General features: G+C 68.2%; 28 protein-coding genes and 5 pseudogenes. 18 read left to right on the forward strand and 15 right to left on the reverse strand.

Features of this window, described 5'->3' with window-relative positions:
* Positions 1-268: 268 nt before the first annotated feature.
* Entirely contained in the window at positions 269-787 is a 519-nt protein-coding gene (locus AD017_RS31575) for a carbonic anhydrase (RefSeq protein WP_082538455.1), read from the reverse strand.
* Positions 788-1158: 371 nt separating this feature from the next.
* On the opposite strand from AD017_RS31575, the gene AD017_RS31580 reads away from it, so the two are divergent.
* Together AD017_RS31580 and AD017_RS31585 are read left to right on the forward strand one after the other, a co-directional pair.
* Positions 1159-1488, forward strand: a complete 330-nt coding sequence (locus AD017_RS31580; RefSeq protein ID WP_060577328.1) for a helix-turn-helix transcriptional regulator — start codon at positions 1159-1161, stop codon at positions 1486-1488.
* Positions 1489-1503: 15 nt separating this feature from the next.
* Positions 1504-2382 (forward strand): hypothetical protein, encoded by an 879-nt coding sequence (locus AD017_RS31585; RefSeq protein WP_060577329.1) that lies wholly within the window; start codon positions 1504-1506, stop codon positions 2380-2382.
* 434 nt (positions 2383-2816) lie between these two features.
* On the opposite strand, the gene AD017_RS31590 is transcribed toward AD017_RS31585, so the two are convergent.
* The 3 genes and pseudogenes from AD017_RS31590 to AD017_RS37625 form a co-directional block, all read right to left on the reverse strand.
* The gene (locus AD017_RS31590) at positions 2817-3734 is read right to left on the reverse strand and encodes a diiron oxygenase (protein ID WP_060577330.1); all 918 of its coding nucleotides are present in this window, start codon (positions 3732-3734) and stop codon (positions 2817-2819) included.
* A 661-nt stretch (positions 3735-4395) separates the two neighbouring features.
* Positions 4396-4827, reverse strand: a complete 432-nt coding sequence (locus AD017_RS37620; RefSeq protein WP_168172851.1) for a transposase — start codon at positions 4825-4827, stop codon at positions 4396-4398.
* Between the two features lie 88 nt (positions 4828-4915).
* Positions 4916-5221 (reverse strand): annotated as a pseudogene (locus AD017_RS37625) (transposase); the annotation flags it as partial.
* Between the two features lie 325 nt (positions 5222-5546).
* Here AD017_RS37625 and AD017_RS31600 point away from each other — a divergent pair.
* Both AD017_RS31600 and AD017_RS31605 read left to right on the forward strand, forming a co-directional pair.
* Complete coding sequence (locus AD017_RS31600; RefSeq protein ID WP_060577331.1) at positions 5547-5891, forward strand: hypothetical protein; 345 nt, start codon at positions 5547-5549, stop codon at positions 5889-5891.
* Positions 5892-6111: 220 nt separating this feature from the next.
* The gene (locus tag AD017_RS31605) at positions 6112-6534 is read left to right on the forward strand and encodes a hypothetical protein (protein WP_145986111.1); all 423 of its coding nucleotides are present in this window, start codon (positions 6112-6114) and stop codon (positions 6532-6534) included.
* A 33-nt stretch (positions 6535-6567) separates the two neighbouring features.
* On the opposite strand, the gene AD017_RS31610 is transcribed toward AD017_RS31605, so the two are convergent.
* Together AD017_RS31610 and AD017_RS34930 are read right to left on the reverse strand one after the other, a co-directional pair.
* Positions 6568-6774, reverse strand: coding sequence for a hypothetical protein (locus AD017_RS31610; protein WP_145984166.1), 207 nt, complete (start codon positions 6772-6774; stop codon positions 6568-6570).
* Positions 6771-7085 (reverse strand): hypothetical protein, encoded by a 315-nt coding sequence (locus AD017_RS34930; RefSeq protein WP_145984165.1) that lies wholly within the window; start codon positions 7083-7085, stop codon positions 6771-6773. The genes AD017_RS31610 and AD017_RS34930 overlap by 4 nt, the downstream gene beginning before the upstream one ends.
* Positions 7086-7432: 347 nt before the next feature.
* Here AD017_RS34930 and AD017_RS31620 point away from each other — a divergent pair, with 347 nt between their 5' ends.
* Complete coding sequence (locus tag AD017_RS31620) at positions 7433-7822, forward strand: hypothetical protein (protein ID WP_060577335.1); 390 nt, start codon at positions 7433-7435, stop codon at positions 7820-7822.
* Positions 7823-7964: 142 nt separating this feature from the next.
* Positions 7965-8147 carry a hypothetical protein gene (locus tag AD017_RS31625; RefSeq protein ID WP_060577336.1) on the forward strand — a complete coding sequence of 61 codons (183 nt, stop codon included), beginning with the start codon at positions 7965-7967 and terminating at the stop codon, positions 8145-8147.
* A gap of 503 nt (positions 8148-8650) precedes the next feature.
* On the opposite strand, the gene AD017_RS35680 is transcribed toward AD017_RS31625, so the two are convergent.
* Positions 8651-9037, reverse strand: coding sequence for a hypothetical protein (locus AD017_RS35680; RefSeq protein WP_168172843.1), 387 nt, complete (start codon positions 9035-9037; stop codon positions 8651-8653).
* 447 nt (positions 9038-9484) lie between these two features.
* Between AD017_RS35680 and AD017_RS31635 the strand changes: the two genes are divergently transcribed.
* From AD017_RS31635 to AD017_RS31655, 4 genes are all read left to right on the forward strand, one after another.
* A complete protein-coding gene (locus AD017_RS31635; RefSeq protein WP_060577338.1) occupies positions 9485-10102 on the forward strand; it encodes a class I SAM-dependent methyltransferase in 618 nt (205 codons plus the stop codon).
* The gene (locus AD017_RS36790; protein ID WP_060577339.1) at positions 10083-10307 is read left to right on the forward strand and encodes a hypothetical protein; all 225 of its coding nucleotides are present in this window, start codon (positions 10083-10085) and stop codon (positions 10305-10307) included. The genes AD017_RS31635 and AD017_RS36790 overlap by 20 nt, the downstream gene beginning before the upstream one ends.
* Positions 10308-10360: 53 nt before the next feature.
* Positions 10361-10852, forward strand: coding sequence for a hypothetical protein (locus tag AD017_RS31645; protein ID WP_060577340.1), 492 nt, complete (start codon positions 10361-10363; stop codon positions 10850-10852).
* A 461-nt stretch (positions 10853-11313) separates the two neighbouring features.
* On the forward strand, positions 11314-11544 hold the full coding sequence (locus AD017_RS31655) for a hypothetical protein (protein WP_060577342.1): 231 nt from the start codon (positions 11314-11316) through the stop codon (positions 11542-11544).
* Positions 11545-11839: 295 nt separating this feature from the next.
* Here AD017_RS31655 and AD017_RS36795 read toward each other — a convergent pair whose 3' ends face one another.
* From AD017_RS36795 to AD017_RS36805, 5 genes and pseudogenes are all read right to left on the reverse strand, one after another.
* Positions 11840-12016, reverse strand: a complete 177-nt coding sequence (locus AD017_RS36795) for a hypothetical protein (RefSeq protein WP_227012983.1) — start codon at positions 12014-12016, stop codon at positions 11840-11842.
* A gap of 14 nt (positions 12017-12030) precedes the next feature.
* Positions 12031-12453 (reverse strand): annotated as a pseudogene (locus AD017_RS37630) (DUF418 domain-containing protein); the annotation flags it as partial.
* A 195-nt stretch (positions 12454-12648) separates the two neighbouring features.
* Positions 12649-12876, reverse strand: a complete 228-nt coding sequence (locus AD017_RS34940) for a hypothetical protein (protein WP_060577344.1) — start codon at positions 12874-12876, stop codon at positions 12649-12651.
* Positions 12877-12984: 108 nt separating this feature from the next.
* On the reverse strand, positions 12985-13206 hold the full coding sequence (locus tag AD017_RS37635; RefSeq protein WP_369821712.1) for a DUF1345 domain-containing protein: 222 nt from the start codon (positions 13204-13206) through the stop codon (positions 12985-12987).
* Positions 13196-13351: pseudogene (locus tag AD017_RS36805) on the reverse strand (GntR family transcriptional regulator); the annotation flags it as partial. The pseudogene AD017_RS36805 and the gene AD017_RS37635, both read right to left, overlap by 11 nt.
* Before the next feature lie 242 nt (positions 13352-13593).
* On the opposite strand from AD017_RS36805, the gene AD017_RS31670 reads away from it, so the two are divergent.
* From AD017_RS31670 to AD017_RS35685, 3 genes and pseudogenes are all read left to right on the forward strand, one after another.
* Positions 13594-14226, forward strand: a complete 633-nt coding sequence (locus AD017_RS31670) for a GPP34 family phosphoprotein (RefSeq protein WP_168172333.1) — start codon at positions 13594-13596, stop codon at positions 14224-14226.
* 31 nt (positions 14227-14257) lie between these two features.
* A pseudogene (locus tag AD017_RS37640) lies at positions 14258-15660 on the forward strand (NAD(P)/FAD-dependent oxidoreductase).
* 116 nt (positions 15661-15776) lie between these two features.
* Positions 15777-16160, forward strand: a complete 384-nt coding sequence (locus AD017_RS35685) for a hypothetical protein (protein WP_060577346.1) — start codon at positions 15777-15779, stop codon at positions 16158-16160.
* Here the strand turns inward: AD017_RS35685 and AD017_RS36825 are convergent.
* Positions 16136-16278: pseudogene (locus AD017_RS36825) on the reverse strand (leucine zipper domain-containing protein); the annotation flags it as partial. The gene AD017_RS35685 and the pseudogene AD017_RS36825 sit on opposite strands and share 25 nt — an antisense overlap.
* A 1112-nt stretch (positions 16279-17390) precedes the next feature.
* On the opposite strand from AD017_RS36825, the gene AD017_RS31690 reads away from it, so the two are divergent.
* The 5 genes from AD017_RS31690 (at position 17391) to AD017_RS35690 (ending at position 21588) form a co-directional block, all read left to right on the forward strand.
* The gene (locus tag AD017_RS31690) at positions 17391-17945 is read left to right on the forward strand and encodes an RNA polymerase sigma factor (RefSeq protein ID WP_060577348.1); all 555 of its coding nucleotides are present in this window, start codon (positions 17391-17393) and stop codon (positions 17943-17945) included.
* On the forward strand, positions 17942-18544 hold the full coding sequence (locus AD017_RS31695; RefSeq protein ID WP_060577349.1) for an Asp23/Gls24 family envelope stress response protein: 603 nt from the start codon (positions 17942-17944) through the stop codon (positions 18542-18544). Before AD017_RS31690 ends, AD017_RS31695 begins: the two co-directional genes overlap by 4 nt.
* Positions 18545-18784: 240 nt before the next feature.
* A complete protein-coding gene (locus tag AD017_RS34020) occupies positions 18785-19078 on the forward strand; it encodes an STAS domain-containing protein (protein ID WP_168172332.1) in 294 nt (97 codons plus the stop codon).
* 341 nt (positions 19079-19419) lie between these two features.
* Positions 19420-20757, forward strand: coding sequence for an NADP-specific glutamate dehydrogenase (gene gdhA, locus AD017_RS31705; protein ID WP_060577494.1), 1338 nt, complete (start codon positions 19420-19422; stop codon positions 20755-20757).
* Between the two features lie 666 nt (positions 20758-21423).
* Positions 21424-21588 (forward strand): hypothetical protein, encoded by a 165-nt coding sequence (locus tag AD017_RS35690; protein ID WP_168172331.1) that lies wholly within the window; start codon positions 21424-21426, stop codon positions 21586-21588.
* 40 nt (positions 21589-21628) lie between these two features.
* Here AD017_RS35690 and mihF read toward each other — a convergent pair whose 3' ends face one another.
* Positions 21629-21946: an integration host factor, actinobacterial type gene (mihF, locus tag AD017_RS34025; RefSeq protein WP_060633845.1), complete on the reverse strand. Its 318-nt coding sequence runs from the start codon at positions 21944-21946 to the stop codon at positions 21629-21631.
* A 613-nt stretch (positions 21947-22559) separates the two neighbouring features.
* Complete coding sequence (locus AD017_RS31710) at positions 22560-23342, reverse strand: ATP-binding protein (protein WP_227012933.1); 783 nt, start codon at positions 23340-23342, stop codon at positions 22560-22562.
* Positions 23343-23437: the final 95 nt, after the last annotated feature.

Here is a 23437-nt window from a genome sequence, read left to right on the forward strand (position 1 = left end):
ATCCGCAACCGCCGCTTCCGCCCGGCAGACCTGGGCACCACCGAGAGTCGCCGGGTGACCGCCACACCCCCACCCCCGGGCGAGACACGGGGCACGGCCACCGTCGCGAGCGCCGCCGACACCTGGGGCGGCACCGCCCGAGCTCAGCCCGCGCGGGGAGAAGCTACCTCTCGACCCGGACGTCAACCGAGGTCGCCAACGTCGACGGCGACCACATAGCCGGGCACGACTGGAGCGGCACCCGCCGCTGACCAGGGACATCGTCGAGTCATCGGGCGTCGTCTCCGGCGACAAACACTTCTTGCAATCGGAAGTTGTCGATGTCGAGTACGAAGCCTCGAACAACCGTGTCGGGGTGCAGGAAGGTCTCGTGGCGCAGCTGGACGATGTCGCGGCGGACACTGGTCTCTGGGCTGTCGAAGGCATGGGTGCGCCACTGCGGGCGACGCCCGGTCTCCTCGGCGAGTTCCTCGGTGAACTGATGGTCGGTGAAGGTGGCCAGTCCGCACCCGGAGTGCTGGACCACGATGATGTCGCGGGTCCGGAGCTTGCGTTGGCTGATGGTCAGGGACCGGACGACGTCGTCGGTGACCACTCCACCGGCGTTGCGCAGCACGTGGACCTCGCCCAACGCCAGCCCGAACAGGGCGAAGACGTCGATGCGGGAGTCCATGCACGTCACGACAGCGGTTCCGAGAGACGGAGGGACCGCGACACCGCGCGCGTTCGCGGCTGCCATTCGGCCGCCGCCGTCCCGATAACGGCGCAGTAGCTCTTCGTTGCTCATCGGGCGAACCTAGTCGCCCCCGCGGTGGTCGTGTCGGTGTCGCTCAGCGACCACCGAGAGGGCCACGCCCTCACTGCACACCGAAGCCTGCAGCACGGCGAGGCCTGCGCGTCTAAGAGACCGATGCCCCAGGTTCGCCGACATAATCGTGGCCGTGGGCAGGGCCGGCGCCTACCTCCGCTGCACGAGTGCGGTGGATGACCTCTGAGGCCCCCGGGTAACCCGGTGACGGACCACCATGTGCCGACTTATAGAGTTGCTAAAGTTTGCAACTGCTGTGACGGCGAGGGCGGTGGAGTGCTGGTGCGCGCGAGGATCGAGGGTTCACGTGCGCACGAGGCGACGGCGCTACCGGTTCGAGGGGCGACAAGATGAGCAGGCCCCTCTACCAGGTCAAAGCGGAATTCTTCAAGACGTTGGGGCATCCGGTGAGAATTCGGGTGCTGGAGTTGCTCAGCCGACGCGAGCACGCGGTGTCCGAGCTTCTCTCCGACGTCGCGATCGAGTCCGCGAACCTGTCCCAGCAGCTCGCCGTGCTCAGACGTGCCGGCGTCGTCCGATCCCGCAAGCAGGGGTCTGCTGTCTACTACTCCATCGCCAGCCCGGAGATCGCCCGGCTGTTGGCGGTTGCTCGGTCGATCCTGACCGGGATGTACTCCGATCAGGCGGAGCTACTCGAGGAACTGCGGACCTCTCGATGACCAGCTCGGAGCGAAGTGGAACCCAGCAAGCCTGTTGCCGACGAGGACGAGCGAGAGGTCGCGGTTGCGGTGGCCAGCGACGGTAGTCGCCACAGTCACCAGGCCAGCAGGCGTTCGTTGTCCGACGCCCTGGCCCGCGACGCTGAGATCGTAGGTGGGGTCGGCGGTTTCGCAGCAGAGCCACTCGTCATCACCGCCACCGACGACGTTGTCGATGCGATCGAGCAGCTACCGAGGCGGTTTCGCGCGGTGTTCCTCACCCGTACCGACGCGCGTCCGACCTTGATCACCGAGGTCACTACACGTCATCACATGCCGTTGGTCCTGACGGAGCAGGCGGCGACCACCACGGTCTTGTGTGCCTCTGCCCTGGCTCAGCTACACCGGGTCAAGCGGGCGCCGATGCAGAGCCGCGTCGTCATCGCTGGCGGTCATCACCTACCAGAGCTGGGCCCGTTGTTGATGCTCGCGGGGTTCTACGACCAGACCTACTGGAGTGATCGGGACCGCGAAACGGTTTCGCTCGAGCAGGCGAGCGACGGCGCCGACATCGTGATCGATGTCCGGCGGGGATCGGCACCGGCCGTACAGACGGCGCTGATCGCGCAGAACTTTCCCGCTGGAGCTGTCATCCGACCGACAGGACTCGACGCGCGGGCACTGGTCGCTCCCGGAATCCTGCGTGTGGCCCTCGAATCTCCCCCGGCATCGATCCACGTGGGTCTACCGATGCTTCGTCGATGCGCCGAGGCCCTCGCACAGGTCATTCCGCCGACGATGCCGTGGCCGGGACTCTCGAAGTCCGACGCTGCAGGCGGCGCCGCCGGAGCTGTCACAGATCTCGTGTCCGAGGCAGTGAGACGCGGCATCGACCCACGCCTGGCCAGCTCGTGACCAGCTCGTGCTCGCCACGACACGGACGCGTCGGCGTGGACGACGGGTTCGCCTCCACACCGTCGACAGGCACGTAGTCGCCACTGTGTGTGCTCGAGCACCCCGGGCAGCCTCGCTGCAGCAATCACACAGTGCACCACCGCCGCGACACCGTGCTACCCCGGAAGCGACGGTGGGGGCACCTGCCCAACCGGTGGTGAGCCGGTTGGCACCAGCACCCCTTGCGTCATCGACGGCCAGCCACCACCTAAGGGCCGGCGGCGTGGTGCCGAGCTCGCTGCCCCGAGTCGGCACTCGATACGACCCCCGCCGAAGCCGAACCCGCATGGGCGAAGATACGGCGCCCTCTGCGCAGGCGGTTCAACCGACGGCGGGTCGGACGAGCTGCCGGCGCAGCCCGCCCACATACGGAATCATCGGCGAGCCCACCCTTCTCAGAGCAGGCTCGCCGCGCGGTAGATCCGCATAGCAGGTCTGGTCAGCAGGCCGCAGGAGGCGAGAAAGCTCATCAGCCCCGCGCAGGACGAACGCAGCAACGCCTTGTGTTGTTCATTGGCCGCGGCCTCACGCTGCGCACGTGCGCGGTCGAGCCCCACGTTGTCGTAGACCTGGGAGTTCCACATGCTGGCGACGACGAAATAGGCGACGAGAGCGACGTAGACGGCGCTGAGGTGGCGACGCAACGGTCCTGCGTGCTTGAGCGCTTCCCGGGTCTCGTCACGAGCGAACTTCATATGCCGTGACTCTTCGACGACATGGATGTTGGAGATGGTGCGCAGCAGGGGCAGGACACGCTCATCGCGCATCCAGTCGCGCTGCATCACGTCGAGAACCTCCTCAGCCACCAGAACCGCCGCGTAGGCACCTTCGCCACTCGCAGTGGACTTGTAGAGCCGCCCCAGGGCCAGGACCAGCCGGTTGGGCAGATACAGCGGGACACCGAGCTTCTCGATGCCGCGCGCGAACATGTTCGAATGACGACATTCGTCTGCGATCTCGGTCAGGGCCCATCGGAACGCCGGATCAGCAGGATCCTTGGCGTAGAAATCCCGCAGGATCATCTGCTGGAGGATCATCTCGAACCAGATCCCCGTCGAGGCGACAGTCGCGGTCTCGTGCCTGGTGAGCGCGACCCGCTGGACCTCGGTCATCTCGGCCCAGTAGGCAGTGCCGTGAAGACTGCACCATTCCGGGCTCATGCCGTACCGATCGTGATCCAGCGGCGCACCCCAGTCGATCTGGGTCGACGGATCGAACGACAGCTCCTCGGAGGAACGAAGCAACCGTTCGGCGGTTTCGGTCCGCTCGGCTGCCATCTCGTTGGCATCACGTAGCGACGGCCTCGACGACATACCCACCTCACTCACATCACACTGCGACAACTTCTCTGTAACCGTCGGTAACGTTACCACCGGTTACACCGCGGCGGGAGGGGTCATCGCCAGCGCCTCGCACCCGGACGGACTGACGCCGGACCCATGGCAGGCGACTGCGGTAGGGGATGCGGGCAGTTCGGGGCCGGCCATGCCCAGCTCAGACCCTCACGGAAGCGGCCCGTCCCGAGACGTTGTCGATGCGGCAGCGTGGAGGTGGACCGCGACAGGGACCGGCCCCGACAGCCCCCCACGGTGCGGCGCCCGCATGCGCTACCGGGCGGGACCTGGCCAGACCGACTCTCTGGTCCTGATCTCCGGTCGGCAACCTCCTGAGCGTCCCCAGTGAGCTGATCTCGACCATGCGCACAAGATCCACTCCACGCGCGGTCCACGTTCCCCCGACGGCCAAGGTTGCCCTACGCCGAGGACTCAACCAGCCGACGAGCGCCATGACACGGCCCTGCTGAACTCCGCGACCGTGGTTAGCCGATGCCAATTGCACGCTAGTCGCCCGCCACCGTGAACAAGAGGATTCCCCGGCCGAGAAGATCCACACCGCGCGGGCAAGCCGGGACTGTCCGGAAGATCGTGTGTGAGCGGTGATCCTCTGTGTCAGTTCAGGGCGATCCGGTCGCGGTTAGAACAGTGTCAACGCGTTCAGTGCAGCCTTCCAGTCGGTGGTCCGGCCGGTCGCGTTGGTCCGGTTCGCGATCGGGCTGCGGATGACCAGGTAGAGCATCTTCAGCGCGGCCTGGTCGTTCGGGAAATGCCCCCGCCGGCGGGTGGCCTGACGGAATCGTGAGTTCAACGACTCCACCGCGTTGGTCGTGTAGATGACCCGGCGGACTTCGGGCGGGAAGGCGAGGAACGGCGTGAACTCCTCCCAGGCTCCTCGCCGGAGCCGGATGATTGCTGGGTAGCGCTCGCCCCAGTCCGTCTCGAACTCGGCGAAGCGGGCCTCGGCGGCGTCGACGGTCGGGGCGGTGTAGATCGTGCGGAGCTGGGTGGTGATCGACGACCAGTGCGCTGTGGAGGCGTAGCGCACAGTGGCCCGGACCAGGTGCACCACGCAGTGCTGCACGGTGGCCCGCGGCCAGACGCTGCACGGTGGCCCGCGGCCAGACCTCGGCGATCGCCTCCGGCAGCCCCTTGAGCCCGTCGCAGGCCACGATGCACACGTCAGCGACACCGCGGTTACGGAGTTCGGAGAGCACCCCCATCCAGTGCTTGGCACCCTCTCCACCGGTGCCGACCCAGAGCCCGAGCACGTCTCGTTCGCCCTCGCAGTTGATGCCGAGTACGACATAGATCGGGCGGTTGGCGACCTGTCCGTCACGGATCTTGACGTGGAGGCGTGGGTCGCGGTGCGTACTTCGTAGGGCCGAGACCAGGCAGGGCTCCGGTTGCCCGCCGCTACTTCCGGAGTGCTGACCGTGTCGGTGTCGCCGCGGGGTGTCACCGATCGCCTCTCTGCCTGCGGCCTCGCCTCCGCAACCAGTTCATTCGCATGGGTCAACAAATGTGACAGTTGCAGCACGACGCCCGTTCCAGCGTGACCTTGCCGCACTTGCCGGGTTTCAATGCCTTCGCGGCGCTGTTCTGTCGCGGTCGAGCGACTGCGCCGTCACGGGGGTGGCTCTGCGTCGGGGGATTCAGAGCCGTCCAAGACCGTGATGGTGGTGTCCTCGCCAGCTGGGGAAGCGGGCGAGGACACCACACCACAGCCGCCTGGGGGTGGCGACCCGAGATGCCAAGCCCCAGGTGATGTCCCAGCGGCACGATCAGGTCATGACCGACGTCCCACCACCTGTCTTCACCGTCTGCGCCTGGTGTCACGGCGCACTGGCCGGGAACAGCCCGATGGAGATCTGGGGTGTCGGGCCTGTCCGGTACCGGACGGGCCCGATCGGACCGCAGAAGCGCCGGTACCGGGTGGCCGAGACGGCGGGGCACCGGGCCGCGTGCGGCCACTGCGCGCCGCTGGTCCGGGCCAGCGACTTCCCGCCGCTGGCGACGCGCGCGGTCGTGCAGGCCGCCGTCGCCGGGGACCCCACTGCCGGGACTCTCCCCCACGCTGAGCTCGTCGGGCTCTTCCGCGCCGTCGACGACGCGCTCCTGGCACCCGTGCCGTAACCCGGCCCGGCCATTCTCGGCGACTGAGCGACACACGCGTGCGACCGAGGACCACACCCGCGCTGAACGGATCCACACCCTGGAGGTCCAGAAGGCAGAGCAGGCCATCGAGCGCCACCGGGGACTGATCGACCGGGTGTCGTCGGCGGTGGATCGGGCGGTGACGTCGACTCGGCTGTTCACGGCCACCAGCCGTGGCCTGCGGGAGGCGACGACCGGGGTGCGGGTCTCCCTGGACGACGGGGAGAAGGCGGCCGGCCGCTACGAGCGGACGCTGCGCCGGGTCGTTGGTGGTGCCCGCAGCGTCGGACAGGGTTTCGCTGCGGTGCGGAACGCGGTCCGCGGGTTCGGAAACGACATCGACACCTCGAACGGGCGGATCGAACGCAGCTTCGCGCGGGTGCGGTCGGTCGGTCGTGGGGTGGCCACTGACCTTCGAACCGGGTTCCGCGGTGTGTCAGGCGCGCTGTCCAGCGTTGGTGGCGCGCTGAGTGGCATCGGCAGCGCGATGGCGGGAGCGGCGACGCAGGCCGTCGGCCTCGGCGGGGCGCCGATCCGTCATGCGGAGCGGGTGAACGCGCAGGAGTTCGCTGCTGTGACCGCCCGTTACGGTTTCCGCGAGGCCTGTCAGAGTGGCCAGTAGCGTCCGCCACTGGAGTTCGCAGCGACGCAGGGGCTATCTGCCCGCGGCAGCGCTACCGCCGGAACGCTCGTCGGGCTGCCCCAGCTCGAGGTCCTGGAGTTCGTCGGGCCAGTGCCACGTTCCCTTCTCCGGTTGATCAGCTTCCCAGCGGACGAGGACCTGCCCGTTGTCGGGGCCGAGGCCGTGCGGGGTGTAGACCTCTCGGGCGTAGTCGAGGTCAGCCTCGCTGGGGTCGCTCACGACGCCCACAGCAGCGGTGCCGACACGGCCGCCATGGGCGCGGCCAGGCCGCAGCAGCGCGACCCGTCGAGAAGCTGTTCCTGCCACAGCGCCGCAACGTAGCAGCGGAACACGAACTGCGGAAAATTGAGCTGTGCGCACTCGGCACTGCATGAAGAGACGATCAAGAAAGTGTCGGGCCACCCTGTCGAGTGCACCGCGCGACAATTTTTCGCCGGACCGTCAGGCCTGCTGTTAACGTCTGCGCTGTCGGCCGGGGAGCGCCGTCCGCGGTCCGTGAGCGGCCCTCCGCCGGCCTTCTGGTCGCTCACGGACCGTGCATGACGCTGACTGGCTATCCTCGTAACCGCCGACGGTCGCCCTGGCCATCAGCTGCACGGACATGCACATGCATCTGCGCGTGCCACACCAAAGCGTCACACTCAGCTACGCCACCCTCCGTGCGACGCGGCCGCGGTAGCTTCGAAGGAGAGCCGAAAGAAGGCGCATCTACAACTGTCCGTAATTCCACTACACGATGGTGGTCGGTGATTGGAAATCGCATCGTTTCTCCTCTAAATTGTTGCGTAGTCGGTACGGGCTCCCACCTGATCAATGTGCCGGCATCCGACGGGTCGCCACCTTCTGGGTGCGGCCGGGACACAACAGGAGGTCCACTGTGCTGAAGAAGGCTGGAATCGTCGTGGCCGCGTCCGCGGCGTCGCTGATGGCGCTGAGCCCGATGGCGTTCGCCGCCGACGGCGACCACGACGGCGACCACCACGGCAAGGGCGGCCACCACCACACCGAGGGCATCGGCAAGAGCGCCGACGGGCTGATCGCCGGGCTCAACGGCAACAACGTCGACGTCCCGATCCAGGCCTGCAACAACAACGTCCCGGTCAACGTGCTGGGCGTGCAGGTCCCGGTCGAGGACGCCGCCGCGGGCAACGGCCTCACCGGCGCCCTGGGCATCCTCGGCGACGCCAAGTCGAAGTCGGGCGACTCGGTCACCGACCAGTCCGACAACTGCGCCCAGGCCGGCGGCGCCGGCGACAGCGTCGACTGACCTGTCTCACCTGCAAGTCTCGGGCCCCGCGCCTCCCACGTCGGCGCGGGGCCCGTCCTATGTCCCCGCGCCGCGAGCGCTCGACGTCTCACTCATCGGCGACCGAACTCGCCGCATACCCGTCTGTGTAGAGGAGAGCGGGATGGCGCAGCGCTACAAGATCGTGGCCGAGTGGATCGTGGGCAGCCTCGCCGAAGCCGACCGCCGCGCCGAGCGGCTCCTCGACACCGGCGAAGTCGACACCATCAGCATCACCACCCTCGACGAGTCGCCGAACTGCGCTGAACAGTGGCCGGCGCTGTCATCGGATCCCGACGACCGGTGACCGCCCATTCCTCCGGCTGATCGTCAGTGGGCCGCTGGCTATCGGAGCACGCTGCCCTCTCGCCGGAACCTCATTCGCGACCTGATCGAGCCCGGGGCGTCGATCACGCGCCTGGCGAGCCAGCCGGTCTTCCCGGTGAGCGGGCCGCCGACCACGACGACGAAGTCCTTGACCGAGGCGTAGGTGAGGCGTCGGCTGACGCGGCATAGCTCGACTCCGACTTCGGGACGCGGAGCCGGCCGTGTAGCGGCAGCTCGGCGAGACCGGGCCGGACGACAGGGAGCTTCGAGCGGACGGCGTGCCGGCCGCCGACATTCGTGATGTCGCGGCCGGAGGCGAGGCCCTTGCTCTCGGCGGCTGTTGGTGCCCATGTCTCCGGCAGTGCGGGCGGACGCGGAGCGGTGGCCGGAAGGTGCGGCGGGCGTCGTCGACGCGTGGGGCGGGACACGGAGCACCCAGACCTGGTCAGGAACACGCAGAGCTGGACGGGCGCGACGGCCAGGTCAGCTGGCGGTGTCGGGCGCCCAGGCGACGGCCATGGGCTGGTCACCGGCATAGTCGATGGCGATCCACGTGCCGTGGATGACACCGCCGCGCCACAGGACCCCGACGGGCCAGGCGACGTGCAGGAAGTATCCGAGGTAGCGGCCCATCAGTACATCTCCTGCACGTGATCGTGGGTGTGGTCGTCGTGCTGCTCGCGAGGCGGTGTCGGTGTCGGTGTGGGTGTCGGTGTGGGTGTCGGTGTGGGTGTCGGTGTCGGTGTCGGTGTCGGTGTCGGTGTCGGTGTCGGTGTCGGTGTCGAGGACCCGGAGCATCCGCTCGAGCCGGTCGCGGGCAAGCTCGCAGGCGAGAAGTCGGTCGTCGACGGCAACGGCGCGTTCGGACACCAACCGGTTCCGAGCTCGGCCCGGAGCACGCTCGGCGTGGACCGCCGCAGCGCGAGCTGGTGATAGGTCATGTGGTCCTCCGCGCGGCCGGTCATGGCAACGCTGATCTGGGGTGAGGCGTCGCGTAGGTCGCGGCGGTGCAGGATGCCAGCGGCGAGCTGGTCGCAGATCCGGCGGCCAGCGGCAGCCATCGCGGCACGGCCGTCCGGGGTCAGGTCGTTGAGGACGGCCGGGACTCGGGCGGCGAGGGCCGGATCGGGAGCTGGGTCCAGTCGCCCGTGAGGTTCTGCGACAGGTTCAGGTCCCGGCCGGGTCATGCCTCACCGACTGAGACTGGTTGCTTCTCGCGGGTCAGCTCCTTCGCAAGCTTCGCTGCCTCACGGGCGCGTCACTGGGAACGGCCCAGCGCAGTGATCACTGTCTGACCGTGCGCGATGGAGGACTCCGGTGACCGTCGACATGTCGAGCTACTTCGACGAGGGCAGCGATCGGTTCGCCGGTTGGACGTCGGCATTGTGGGACGTGCACGGCGCAGCCCTGGTCCAGGCGGCCGCGCCACGGCCCGGTGAGCGGGTCCTCGACGCCTGCTGCGGCGGTGGCTCGTCGGCACTGCCGGCCGCCCGCGCCGTCGGTCCCTCGGGGCGCGTCCACGGTGTCGACCTCGCCGAACGCCTGCTGGCCACTGCTCGGGCCCGGGCCACCGATGCAGGACTGGGCAACGTCGAGTTCGCCTGCGCCGACGTCGCCGGGTGGCCTCGGAGCGGCTACGACGTCGTCCTGTGCGGCTTCGGGGTGTTCTTCCTGCCCGACATGGACGCCGGCACCGATCTCCTGGTCGGGCTGCTCCGCGACGGTGGACGGTTCGTGATGACCTGCTGGCCGACCGGGAGCCTGGAGGCGGTGTTCGGGCCGTTCTTCGCCGGCGGTCGGGCGACACCGCCCGGACCTCCTCGACGTCCCGGCGCCGCAGTTCGCGGCGAACTCCGAACGTCTGCAGACCGAGGAGGCACTACGCGCCTGGCTCACCGCCCGCGGTCTCGCGGGCGTGGAGGTCCGGCGCAGTGAGCTCGACATCCCGATCGACGCCGCCCGGGGCTGGGACTTCCTGCACAGTGGCCCGGTCCGGTCGGTGCTGGAGGGTGTCGAGCAGGATGTCGTCGACGAGATCCGACGATCCTTCGACGACACGATCGTCGCACGGGACACCGCTACGCTGCAGGCGCCGTGTCTGGTCGCGACCGGCTCCCTCGACCGGCTGCCCGAGCGGTGATCATCGTCGGAGGGAACTGAGGGGTACGCCGTCTCGTGAACCGGAGGACGCCGGTGGCAGCAGAGTGGTGTTTCGCGCGGTCGTCGCTCGTTCCCGCGGCGACCGACGAGGTCTGGCGGCGCGTGGTCTCCCCCGCGGGCATCAACGACGAGATGTGGCCGTGGATACGTATGACGGTCCCCTGCGGCGCCGGTGAGGTCGGCATCGACGCCGTGCCGCTCGGCGAGCCGCTCGGGCGGGCGTGGCTGCTGTTGTTCGGTGCGCTCCCGTTCGACTACGACCTGCTCACGATCACCGCTGTCGAGCCCGGGCGCCGGTTCCGCGAGCAGTCGACGATGCTCAGCATGCGCACATGGGTGCACGAGCGCACCCTCGAGCCCGCCCCGGACGGCGGGACCTTGCTCACCGACCAGGTCACGCTGGTACCACGGGGCCCACTGGTCCACGCCGGGCCGATGCTGCGCACCCTGCTCAGCGCCTTCTTCGGTCACCGTCACCGTCGCCTGGTCCGGTACTTCGCCGCCCGCGGCTCCGGGAGCTGCTGATCGCGCGTTGGCGGGGATGTGTCTGACCGATGCCATAGGCCACAGGAGCCGCACATGGTCCAGGCGCCGGCCGACGACCACGATCCTCAGAGCCTGGGCGACGCGGGTACGAGGTCCAGAGGAACCACGGCACGTGAGCCAGAGTAGTGAGCAGCAGCATCCTGTGAGGCAGGTCGGGGCCCGCGCCCCCTCGGACACAGGTGTCGGCGACGAGCACCGGCTGCCCGGACCGGAACGCGTCCACACACGGTCAGTCATCCAGTGTGAACTGCCGCTCGTCGATCCGGGTGGCTGTCTCGTCGGTGGCACACAAGGGCTCCTCGGTGCGGGCCAGCGCCGCGAGGTCGGACCGGAGGCGATCGCTGCCCAAAGGGGCAAACGCAGTCTGGGAAGTCCCCGACCGGCAGTCGGCCACCCGGACGGCGTCAGACGGCGTATACGGCCCGGCGAGAGCACACCGCATGGATGTCGGCCAGGCGCCAGCCCGCGCCCTGCGCGACACACTCATCGAGCGCCTCACCACAGTCGGCGCCCCTGAGCATCCCGCCGCCGCGGCCGCCGACCTACTGATCTCCAGCATCGTTTTCGCCCACTTCACCACTACATCGGACACGACCTCACAGCACGACACATCCGAGATCACCCAGGCCCAACTCGTCCTCATCACCATCGCGGTGAGTCGCCACCTGTAGCGCTGTTGTCATGACGGGGTGGCATCCTCACGGCGCCCGAGCTGCGCGACCGGCCCTCGGATTCCTTCGGATGGATGGCAGAGGTCCGCGACGTTTCGCGCGTCCGCCGGTGATCGACCGGAGGCCTCACGCGCGCGTCCGTGGGCGGCGGCGGTGGCAGTACGTTTCGTCGCGTTACCTTGGAGTCTCCGGCAATGTCGGGGCCCGGTCCGGGGGTTTCGCTGTACCGGTGAGTGCCCTCCCGCGACCGCGGTGGATGGCGACGCGATCGCCGGTGCCGTCGAGACCTCGCCGGTCACCGGGTGCCGGTTACCGGTGGGGGCTGTCGATCACCGCCCGCGTTGGCGATGCTGTGGGTCAGGTGGCGCAGCAGCGACTCGGCGGGCCCGGGCAGGTCGCGCTGCTCCAGGGCGACGGCGAATGCGGCCACCCCCGCGCTGCCGAGATGCGCGCCCAGGTCCTGCCCCCCCATGCGGCGAGCGGTGGCACACATAGCAGCGACTGGGCGAGGCAGCAGCTCATCGACCGCTCCCCGACCGCGGTCAACGCGCTGCCCGGCCATCCTGATGTCCTCCCGGTGAGCCGGTCCCCGATCAGACCGAACTCCGCGACGTAACCGAGCCCGCACCCCAATCCGGTGACCATCTGGGGTGCGGAGAACGAGCTCATCGCCGGGGCCAGAGCTTCGAGGACGCCGATGTGGGTCAGCGCGTGTGGCAGCCCACCCGCCCAGCCGATCCCGACGACGGCGACGGCGACGGCCCACAGCAGCCGCCGATGCTGGGCCGGCTGCTCCAGGATGCGACGTAGCATGGCCCAACGGCCCAAAAGCCGAGCAGGATCGAGACCGGCACGACGATCCCGGCCGGGCCCTGGATCGCGAGGACCTGGACCGGCCAGATCATCCATGGCTGGGGTGCGAGGTCGTCGTTTGATTGACGAGCCGCGTGTGTCAAGGAATCATTGACGTGATGTCGACGCGGGGCGACCGCCGGGGTGATCCCCATGTGATCCTGAGCGTCAGCGCCCTGTCTCGTGGATGACCTGGAGACTGTCCGCTGTGCTCTCATCGTGACGGTCTCCGTCTGCGCGCGACGAGCCGCGTCAGGTGTCGTACTCCCCGGCTGCAAGACGTCGCAGGAGCTCACGAGCTGGAACGGGGGTGCTCTCGTCGCCGACGGGACCCGGATCGACCGGGAGCGTCTCGGTGTGCTCATCCCGGTGGTCGAGTGTCCTGGCCGGAAACGGTTCGGCGGCTTCGACAGTGGCCCGCTCGTCGTCCGGCGGTGTCCTGCCGTCATCGACGATGAGCAGGTAGTCCCAGAAGCTCATGGGCGACCTCCTGTCCGGTGGGTCGGGCGGTGGGACTGCGCCGCGTCGACCAGTGGCCGCAGGGCGTGAGCTGCGGTGCCCGGCATCGTAGTCGCGGGTCGCGAGCCATCAGGGGGTGACGGCGATGAGGAGGGATACGAGCAGCGCGATGAGCACGGTGTTGTAGACGAACGCGACGACCGCGTGGGCGGTGATGGTCTGACGCATGGTTCGGCTGGTCACGATGACGTCGGCTCCGTTGTAGGCGGTCCCGACCTGCCACCGTTCCCGAGCCGACCTTCGCCTCGACCAGCCCGTCGTCGCGCAACGCGGCGAGCACTCTGGTTGCAATCGCGATCGCGATCCCCCAGCGGTCCGCGATCTGGCGGATCGAGGGCACCCGGTCTCCCGGCTGCAGCTCACCGGACCGGATCCTGGTTTCGAACTCCCCGGCGATCCGCCGGTAGAGCGGCTGCGGTTGGGCATGCGACGTCATACAGACCTCCTGAAGCACGCGACCTGATCGACCAGAGTGCACTAGTTCGATTTGGCCGGACTAGTGCACCAGTATCGACGTTCTCTGTCGAATCAGCTCGCCGAGCCTACCAGAGCCGATACGCTGTACGCGGATGATCGATACGCCGTGCGCATATGGGACCGATTCGGTGCTTGCGGCGGCGTCGCTGCCGAGCCGAACCGGTTCACATCGCTGACCGGACTGAGCCGGATGGGGGCACGATGCCCGAACTGACGATTGCCGAAGAGGTCGTCCTGATCGCTCTCGACGCTGACACCGGCGGGGGTAGAACGCGTCTGGGCCTGGATTGGGCGGTGGGCGGGGCGGCCATCGCCGAACTCGCGATGACCCAGCAGATCATCGTGGGCGACAGCGACGTCGTCACCGTGGCGGATCCGACTCCGACCGGAGCCGGGCACCTCGACACCGTGCTCGTCGGGGCGTCCGGTGGGGCGAAGGTCTCGACGCTGCTGCGCCGCACCCGCATCGCAGCACCCGGCCACGCCATCACCGCGCTCGTCGGACGCGGTGTGCTCCTGCGCCGACGTACCCGGCTGCTCGGTGTCGTCCCGGCACACCGGTACCCGACGGTCGACGCCTCGGTCGAGGCCGAGATCCGCGCCAGGCTCGCCGAGACGGTTCTGCACGGACACGAGCCGAGTGAGCGCACCGCCGCGCTGATCGGCGTACTGCACGCCGCGAAGCTGGGCCGTCGCGCGGTTCCCACCGGCGCTCGCACGCAGGTCCGGCGGCGGATGGGTGAGATCGCAGAGGGCCAGCTCATCAGTCCCGCGGTGGGAAAAGCCATCGCGCGCACACGCGGTGCCATCGCCGCGATGGGCGCCTCGAGTTGAACCAGTTGACCGACAAGACAGGAACGACGTGATGGTGACCGACATCGACACCGACTACCTCGTGATCGGCGCGGGTGCGACGGCGATGGCCTTCGTGGACACGCTGCTGAGCGAGACGCACGCACCGTGACCATGGTCGACCGCTATCACCGGCCGGGCGGGCACTGGACCCTCGCCTACCCCTATGTGCGGCTGCACCAGCCCTCCGCCATGTACGGCGTGAACTCCCGCCCGCTTGGCGACGACCGGATCGACCGGACCGGCTGGAACGCCGGGCTCTACGAGCTGGCCGGCGCCGCCGAGATCTGCAGCTACTTCGACCAGGTGATGCGCGAGACGTTCCTGCCGAGCGGGGGGTCTCCTACTTCCCCGCGGCCGAGTACCGGGGCGCCAGCCGGTTCCACCTGACGACCTCCGGCGAAGAGTACCGGGTGACCGTGCGGCGCAGGGTCGTCGACACCACACATCAGGGCGTCACGGTGCCCGCCATGCGACCGCCCGAGTTCCCGGTCGCCACCGGCATCGCCGTCGTGCCGCCCAACGAGCTGCCCGCCGCGCGAGGCCTACGACGACTACGTCGTCGTGGGCGCCGGCAAGACCGGGATCGATGCCTGCCTCTGGCTGCTGGAACAGGCGCCGATGCCGCGGACCTGACGTGGATCATGCCCCGCGCGCCGTGGCCCATCGACCGGGCCACGGTGCAACCGCTCCCCCTCCGTCGACCCGAGGACGTCGCGACGGAGTTCACCGCCAAGCACGACGCGGTCATGGGTCTGGGTGCGCACTCCGTACCCGACCTGTTCGACCGGCTCGACGCGGTGGGGGCACTGCTGAGGATCTTCCCGGACGAGCGGCCGACGGCGTTCCGCTGCGCCACCGTCTCGCGTGCGGAGCTGGAACAGCTCCGCACGATCGGCGACGTCGTGCGCCTCGGCCGGGTGAAGCGGATCAGCGACACCGACATCGAGCTCGACGGCGGGACGCTCCCGACCGGACCCGGCGTCCTGCACGTGGACTGCACCGCCGACGCCGTGAGACAGCTGCCCGTCGTGCCGATCTTCCAGGACGGGCTTGATCACTCTGCAGTCGGTGCGTGTGTGCCAGCCGGTCTTCAGCGCAGCTCTCGTCGCGCACGTGGAGGCGAGTGGTCTCGATGACATCGCGAAGAACGGGCTCTGCCCGGTCACGCCCAACCCACGGACCGACCTGGACTGGCTCCGGTTCGCCGTGTCGGCGAACTTTGAACAGCTGCGCTGGGCGGACAACCCGGAGATCGGCGCCTGGTTGGACACCGCACGGCTGCACCCGAACATCGCTCCGCCGATGCCCGACGACCCGACCGAGTGCGCGAACCTCGAGCAGCAGGTCCTGGGCATGGCGCACGCTCAGAACGCGAAACTCGAGGAGCTCCTGGATGCACATGACGCCCGCTGATCTCGCCGCGATCCGCCGACGCCGCACCTGTATAGGACGAACCGGACCGATGAACACCATCAGTCCGACTTGATCGCGGGCCGCCGGCCGCGTTGGGCCGATCGGCCGAGGCCGAGGTGTCCGACAAACTGATCGAACGCGTCGTCCCCGCCTCGGGCAACCTCGGAGTCTGCGGTCAACAGTTCTGGCTGGGCACCGCCCTGACCGGGCGGATCGCCACCCTCTGGATCGACACCACCACCGTCCATCTCAGCTTCGACGGCGTCCACCACAAGACCGTGCCCTCGCGAATGACCACCACCCACCTGGCCCGCCTGCGCACCGAGGGCGCCCGCCCTGCCGGACCGGCCCCGGTCCTGCCCGCCGCCGACCGCGCACATCCCGGCCCGCTGCAGATCCACCGCACCGCGAACTACACCGGCGGAGTCTCGGTCGCCGGGACCCACCTCAACGTCGGCGCCCAACACGCCGGCCGCCCGGGTGCGCCTTCGGCGCGGTAGCGCGCGATCCACTTGTAGCCGGTAACGCGAGAGATCCCAAGTTCAGTTGCGACGTGAGCGACCGGGCGTCGGTCGTTGATGACGCGCTCGACGAACGTGTGCGGCCGTGCACGGTCAGACGGGCAGTACGGAGGTCTTCCCGGTCTCAAGCCGCCATGCCGTCAACAACGCTCATGGGCATTACCGCTAGCAGCCTGGTCGATCGTCTCAGTTCCAGAGCACAGTGATCAGGAGCATCGCCACGACCAGGAAACACCCAAACCCCACCAGCACCGTCCACGCGACGTGACCGGTAGGGCTTTGTTCGAGGGCCGCAGAGGGTTCCTCGCGGAGGTGGTGCCGGCCCCCGCCCGTGGGCTCAACTGTCAGCGGTCGGTCGAGGATGGGTGCGGTGAGATCGTCCGGGTCCGCCTGCATGTCTGGTTCAACGTCTGGAATCGCATGCGGTCGCGGAGCTCCCCTCGATCGTGGGCCGTTCCTCGGGCAACCCCGCCACGCATTACCCAGGGTCACCTCTCCGGGACAAGCGCCCCTTCCGACCGCGCCCGCTCATGAGAACCGTGATGTCCAGCGCCCACGTCGCGACCGACGCGTACACGTACGCCGTACGAGGCCCGCTACGACCGTGAGACTGCTCCGTCAGGTGCCTCCAACGCCCGCCGACAACCGCCGGCAGCGTGCTCTCCCACCGCCTCCGTGATGGAGTCAGCGGCGATGAGACGGCCCACCCGGTGACGGGCCTACCTGCGGCCATGGTCGACGACAGCGCTGCGCCGACAAGGTCAGTGCCAGAACACCAGGCGTCGAGGTTCGTGCGCGCCGCTACGGTCCAAATCGCGTTCAGGCGCGCACTCTGGCGGTTGGACTCACCACGGGACGACGTGTCGCCGACCCCGTCGAGTCTGGCTCCGACGACACGATAGGTGGGCGAGGTCACGTCACGGTGGCGTGAGGATTGCCGCCACGACGGGTCCAACCGAATGTCAGGGCATCGGGGGAATGACGCCACGTGGTTGTCGGGGGACGATCACGAGCCTTGGCGGCTAGGTCCCGCGGGGTGGGGCCCAGCCCGGCGTCGTGACCGCAGGGGGGAACGAGGGTGCAGCAGGGCGAGCAAGCCCTCGCAGTGACAGGGGGCGCACTGCACGACCCGACACACCGCGCAGCAGCGTGTCGGGAAGCCGGCACACTTGCACGGACGTGCCTCTCGCCGGGTCTGTGGGTCCCGCGATGAGTACCGCCCCGGACGGACTCGACGCAGCCGCCGACGACTGGCTGATCAGCAAGGTCAAACAGGGGCAGGTCGATGCCTACGAGGAGCTGGTGCGTCGCCACCGTGACCGGATCTATCGGATCGCGCTACGGATGGTAGGAAACCCCCACGATGCCGAAGACGTCGCCCAGGACGTCGTCTTGACGTTGTGGACCGCGTTGACCGGCTTCTCGGGTGGTAGCCGATTCACCACCTGGCTCTACCGGGTAGTGGTCAACCGCTGCATCAATCTGATCGACAGGCGACGCCATCATGAACCGCTCGACGACTCGAACGTCGCCTCCTCCCCCGGCGCCGATGCGCACGCCGTGGCCAAGGGCCACGCCCGGGCAGCGCTCGACGCAGTGACCGGCCTGCCCACCGAGCTACGAGCTGTAGTGGTGCTGGCCGACATCGAGAACATGCGCTACCAGGAAGTTGCCACCATCCTGAACGTGTCGGAGGCGACCGTCCGTGGACGGCTGCACCGCGCGCGACGCCAACTTCTCGTCACCCTCCGGGAGTGGACATGAATATCCACGACGGGGGACACGACCACCACGAGCAGATGGACGAGCAGATGCTGGCCTGCGGACGGTCGGCGGACGCGCTGCTCGGGCAGGTCGCGGGGGGCCAAGGCGAGCGCCGAGACGAGCACCAGAGCGGGTGTGTGCACTGTCAGGCGGCGTTGGCCGAGTACGAGCGTCTGTGGTCCCCAGTACGCGACCTCGCCGCCGAGAAGATCTCAGCTCCAGAAGGCCGGTTCGACCGGATCCTGCAGCGCGTACGTGGAGCGTTGTCAGAGCCCGAGCATGCTGTGATGCCCGGACCCGACGGCGTCCTGCGGATCTCAACACGAGTCATCGTGGTGATCGCACGCCGGTCGGCCCAGTCAGTGACCGGTGTACGGGTCGCTCTGGGCCGCACCATCAGCGGAGCGGCAGACGAGCACGTCGCCGTCGGCGTCACCGGTGAAAGCACCGCCGTGGAGATCACCCTCGCTGCCGACTACGGCCACGACCTGCGCGTTCTTGGGGAGCAGGTCCGCCAGGCCGTCATCGACCGCATCCACGAACTCACTGGGCTACACGCCGCCGAGGTCACCGTGTCGATCGATGACGTTCTCGAGTAGGGCGGACTGACTTGCACTTGTGCTCCAGCTCATAGCTGCGGGTTGTGACGATGTCGCTGTTTCAGTGTCACACGATCGGCGGCGGGGACCGCACCGCCATGCGGGCCCGCCGTCACCTGGTCCCAAGCATCGAGACTGTGGCGGCGACAGTTGGGGGGCAAGGTCGTGCTTCCACCGCGTTCGGCTCCCGACAAGGCGTCGGGACGAGAGCACCCTGCGTCAGAGGCGTTTCGAGCCACTGTGTTCCCTCGTTCTGGACAGCACCACCTGGTCTGCTGTCTCGGAGAGATCGACACTGCCACCGCGCCCCAGCTCACCGCAGTCGTCAATGACCTGCTCGACCAGTGTCGCCATGTCACACTCGACCTGTCCGGAGTCGACTACCTGGGCGCAGCCGGCTTCACGGCACTGCTGACGCTGCGCCACGAGGCCACCCAGCGCGGACTCTTCCTGCGGTTGGGGCGTCACCGGTCTCGACCGGTCCATCGTGCATTGGCCGCCAGTGGTGTGCTCGAGGAGTTCGACCGTGGTTGATATCTCGCAACGACCATTCGTGGCCCGGACCGGTGACCACCTCCACTACGGGCATGCTCGCGCAGGAAGCTGCCGGGCACGCTGTGTCGGCGTACACCAGACCCCGGTCGCCGGTCGCGGGTCGGGTACTGGAGGTCGCGGTCCAGCGCGCCCCGTGCCCGACTGCCACGCCACCGCCGACGTTCCTCACCCCCTGCTGTCCGGCGGCGTGGCAGGTGCAGCGCTCCCGACCCGTGCCCGTAGCCATCGGAGGGCCCCAGCGAGTCGGGTTTGGCATAGGTGACAATGCGTGTGGGCCGCGCCCCCGCGGCATCGCCGTGGAGAGGACGCAGAGCACCGACATGCACGAAGCGCTGGCACCGACCTACGAACGACTGTTGGCCCGGAACCCGGGCGAGGTAGAATTCCACCAGGCGGCCCGCGAGGTCTTCGACAGCATCGGCCCTGCGGTGGACAAGCATCCGGAGTTCGCAGACGCAAAGATCGTAGACCGAATCTGCGAGCCGGAACGCCAGGTAATCTTCCGGGTTCCGTGGGAGGACGACCAGGGTCGCATCCACATCAATCGCGGATTTCGAGTGGAGTTCAACAGTGCACTCGGCCCGTACAAGGGCGGACTACGGTTCCACCCGTCGGTCCTCCTGGGGACTGTGAAGTTTCTCGGGTTCGAACAGGTCTTCAAAAACGCACTGACGGGCTTGCCCATCGGCGGAGGCAAAGGTGGTTCGGACTTCGATCCACGCGGCCGATCCGACCGCGAAGTGATGCGATTCTGCCAGAGTTTCATGCTCGAGCTCTACCGCCACCTCGGCCAGCACACCGATGTCCCCGCCGGCGACATAGGCGTCGGGGCTCGCGAGTTGGGCTATCTGTTCGGCCAGTACAAGCGCATTACCAACCGCTACGAGTCCGGCGTCCTCACCGGCAAGGGACTGCTCTACGGCGGGGCCCAGGTTCGTCGCGAGGCGACAGGATATGGCTGCGTGTTCTTCGTCGAGCAGATGTTGCGGACCCGAGGTGATTCCCTCGAAGGCAAAGACGTTGTTGTCTCCGGATCAGGAAATGTCGCTCTTTACACGATCGAGAAGGTGCGACAGCTCGGCGGGCAGGTCGTTGCCTGTTCGGACTCGAGCGGATTCGTGCACGACCCGAAGGGCATCGACCTCGACCTACTGAAAGAGGTCAAAGAGGTCCGACGTGAGCGCATCTCTGCTTACGCCGACCGAGCATTGCACGCCGAGTTCGTGGCTGAGCGTTCGGTGTGGGAGGTTCCCTGTGAGGTCGCGCTCCCCTCGGCGACTCAGAACGAGCTCGACGAGTCCGACGCCCGCTTCCTGGTCGGTAACGGCTGCCTTGCGGTCGGCGAGGGCGCGAACATGCCTACGACCCCGCGCGCGGTGCGGGTGCTGCGCGAGGCCGGGGTTGCCTTCGCCCCGGGTAAAGCCGCGAATGCGGGCGGAGTTGCGGCGTCCGCACTGGAGATGCAGCAGAACGCCTCCCGTGACTCGTGGAGCTTCGAACACTCCGAGGAGCGGCTACGACAAATCATGGTGGGTATCCACGATCGGTGTCATACCACCGCCGAGGAGTACGGGGTTCCCGGCGACTATGTTGCAGGAGCCAACATTGCCGGCTATGCCCGGGTGGCTGAGGCCATGCTGTCGTTGGGACTGATCTGAAGCAGACCCAAACCCGTCGCCGCCGGGGCTCCTGCTCCCCGTCGCTGGACCGGCATCGGTGTCCATCCGTCACAAGGTCGCGCCCCCGGCCAGGACCGAGGTCTCCAGGTAGCCGTTGGCGCATCGACGATGCCGTGAACTCCGGGCCCACGGCCGCGCGAGTCGAACCCGGACGGCCAAAGCGCCGGAGAACGCCGAGATCAGTGCGGGGCCCTGCCCTTGATCGCGACCTTGGCCTCGCGGACCCGGACCAGCGTCCGGGTACCAGAGTGCCGACCCCTCGATCAGCTGCCACATTCTCTAAGCAGAGCGCCGGTCTGCCGGCGACGACAGCGCCATCGCTGGCAGACAACGCGATTAGCCCTGCGCCACGACCACTACCGGCATGGTCCGCACCTGTCCAGGGCCACCGCTCGTAGACCCCGGAGGGTACACAGCGTCGGTCGGGGGCCGGGGCGATGTTCGCCCGCTCTGACAAGGTGATGGCTCTTGGACCTGGCCGGATCATGGCCCACCGGTCGTGGCGAACGGACAGCTGACGTGGTCGTCGCCCCGTGTCGTCCGGCCGTGTGGTCGGCCGCCGGATGGCCCGGCGAGCCGGACCACGTCGGCCCGGCCCCAACGTGTTTCATGGTTAACGACGCACCAATCTCGAGGGGGATGGCCATGGCACAGCACTACAGGGTGGTTGCCGAGTGGATCGTGGGGAGCCTCGCCGAGGCCGATCGGATGACCGAGCGGCTGCTCGACGGTGGGGTGGAGACGATCAGCGTGCGACCCATGCTCGACGAGCGGGACGGTGACGGGTGGGAACGGGCAATGCGCGGCTGAGCGGCTGATCCGGCCGGCTGCGTATCCGTACGCGGACTGCTCAGACTTTAGGGTATTCGATACTCAGTGCGGTGCGCTGACGTTCCCCGAGCCCACGGATACGGCGGTTGGGGGCTATTCCGAGCCGCGCCATGAGGGCCTGTGTCCTACCTGCACCGAAGTTGGGAAGTGCCTCGATCAGGTCGCTGACTTTCATCTGCTTCAGGGCATCGCTGGTCTCCGATTGCTGGAGCACTTCTTCGATGCTGATCTCAGCACACTGTAGCCGCGCTTTGACCTGAGCCCGGACCCGGCGTGCTGCAAGCGCCTTATCCAGTGCCGCGGCGCGCTCGTGAGCGGTCAAGTGCGGAACGACCATGTCTCCTCCTACGACGTCACACCGCTGTCCCGACAGGTACGCAGATGCTTCGGCAGGCGCCACGACACCCGCGGCCACCCTGCGGCCTTGCAGCTCGTACTTAACTGCGTGTCGCGAGCTCACCTCCGGCGGTCACCGGCCTGTGTAGCTCGGCGGACCTCATCGTGGCAGGTTCCCGAGGCGGGCACTGCGCCGGCAGCGGTGCATGCCGGCGACACACATGCTTCGGCATCGAGGGCGGAAGCCTCGCGCCAGGCTGGTAGGTCCAGAGCAGGCCGCAGGAGTGCGCTCGCTAGCGTCACATCAAGATCAATTGCACACGGGCTATAGACGGCTGCCGCGCTCGGGCTCAGGCAGGCTCATGCTGGCGCAGTCCGGGCGTGTCCGGCCTTCCTGAGTCACAGGCCATCGGCAAACTCGGCAATACCATAGGCGCCGCAGTCGCGGCACTTCCCCGGGCGTCAACGGACGTCGCGAGTCCCGGCGGACGCGCCGTGTCCCGGCTGGCGAACAGGAGATGTCCAGGTGAGCGGACGGTCGTCGTCCCGCGTGGCCGGGCCTGTTGGGGCGACTCTGGCGGGACTGACACTTTGTCACTCGCGCCAAAGTGCTCTCAGAGTCGGCTCGGACCGGTCAGGCCAAGGGGCCCCCTTTTGCCGGCCAGGGCCTCGGCGGGGCGATGTGAGTCGCCGATGGTCTGGACCAGGTGGGCGTGGTGGAGTAGCAGGTCGACCGTCGCCGTGGCCACCGTCTTGGACATCGGGGTGTCGAAGCCGGAGGGGATGTTGCTGGTGACCGCGAGCGAACGGTGCTCGAAGGCGCCGTCGACGCTGCGGTACAACGCCTCGGCCGCGTCTTGTCCGGCGGGCAGCATGCCGATGTCGTCGACGACGATCAGGTCGGCGCGCAGGATCCTCGACACGGTGCGGGCGAACGAGGCGCCGACCTCGGCCCACCCCAGGGTGGCGGTCAGTGATTCGAGGGTGAACCAGGCGACACGCAGGTCGACCTCGGTCGCGGCGTGCGCCAACGCATCGACGAAATGTGACTTCCCGATCCGCGACGGGCCGACGACGCCCAGGTCCTCGGCCCGCCCGATCCACTCCAGGGCGCTCAATGCGCCTGGGTGGGCCCGAGGGTGTCCTCCGGGTGTCAGGAGGCGAACGACTTCCCGGTCGGGAGATTCGCGTTTCTTGCGGTGCAGGCGTCGGGTGGCCGCGTCGCGTCCGACGATCTCTTCGTGCAGCAAAACCTCGAGCAGTTGGGCCGGTGTCCCAGCGCTGCGCCCGCGCAGTTGCGAGGACATCCGGGGCGGCCAGCGCAGGTAGGGCAGCCGCATCCGGCGCAGGAGCCGATCGAGTTCGCCCGACAGGACCTGCCAGGTCAGAATCACCACCCGGAACCAGGGACCAGGCCAGCCATGCGCAGAACAGCTGAGTGCGCCGTCCGTCCACGCGCGGGCCCTCGGCCCAGTCCGAACTGCAGCCACAT

The sequence above is a fragment of the Pseudonocardia sp. EC080619-01 genome (assembly GCF_001420995.1).
GTDB lineage: Bacteria > Actinomycetota > Actinomycetes > Mycobacteriales > Pseudonocardiaceae > Pseudonocardia.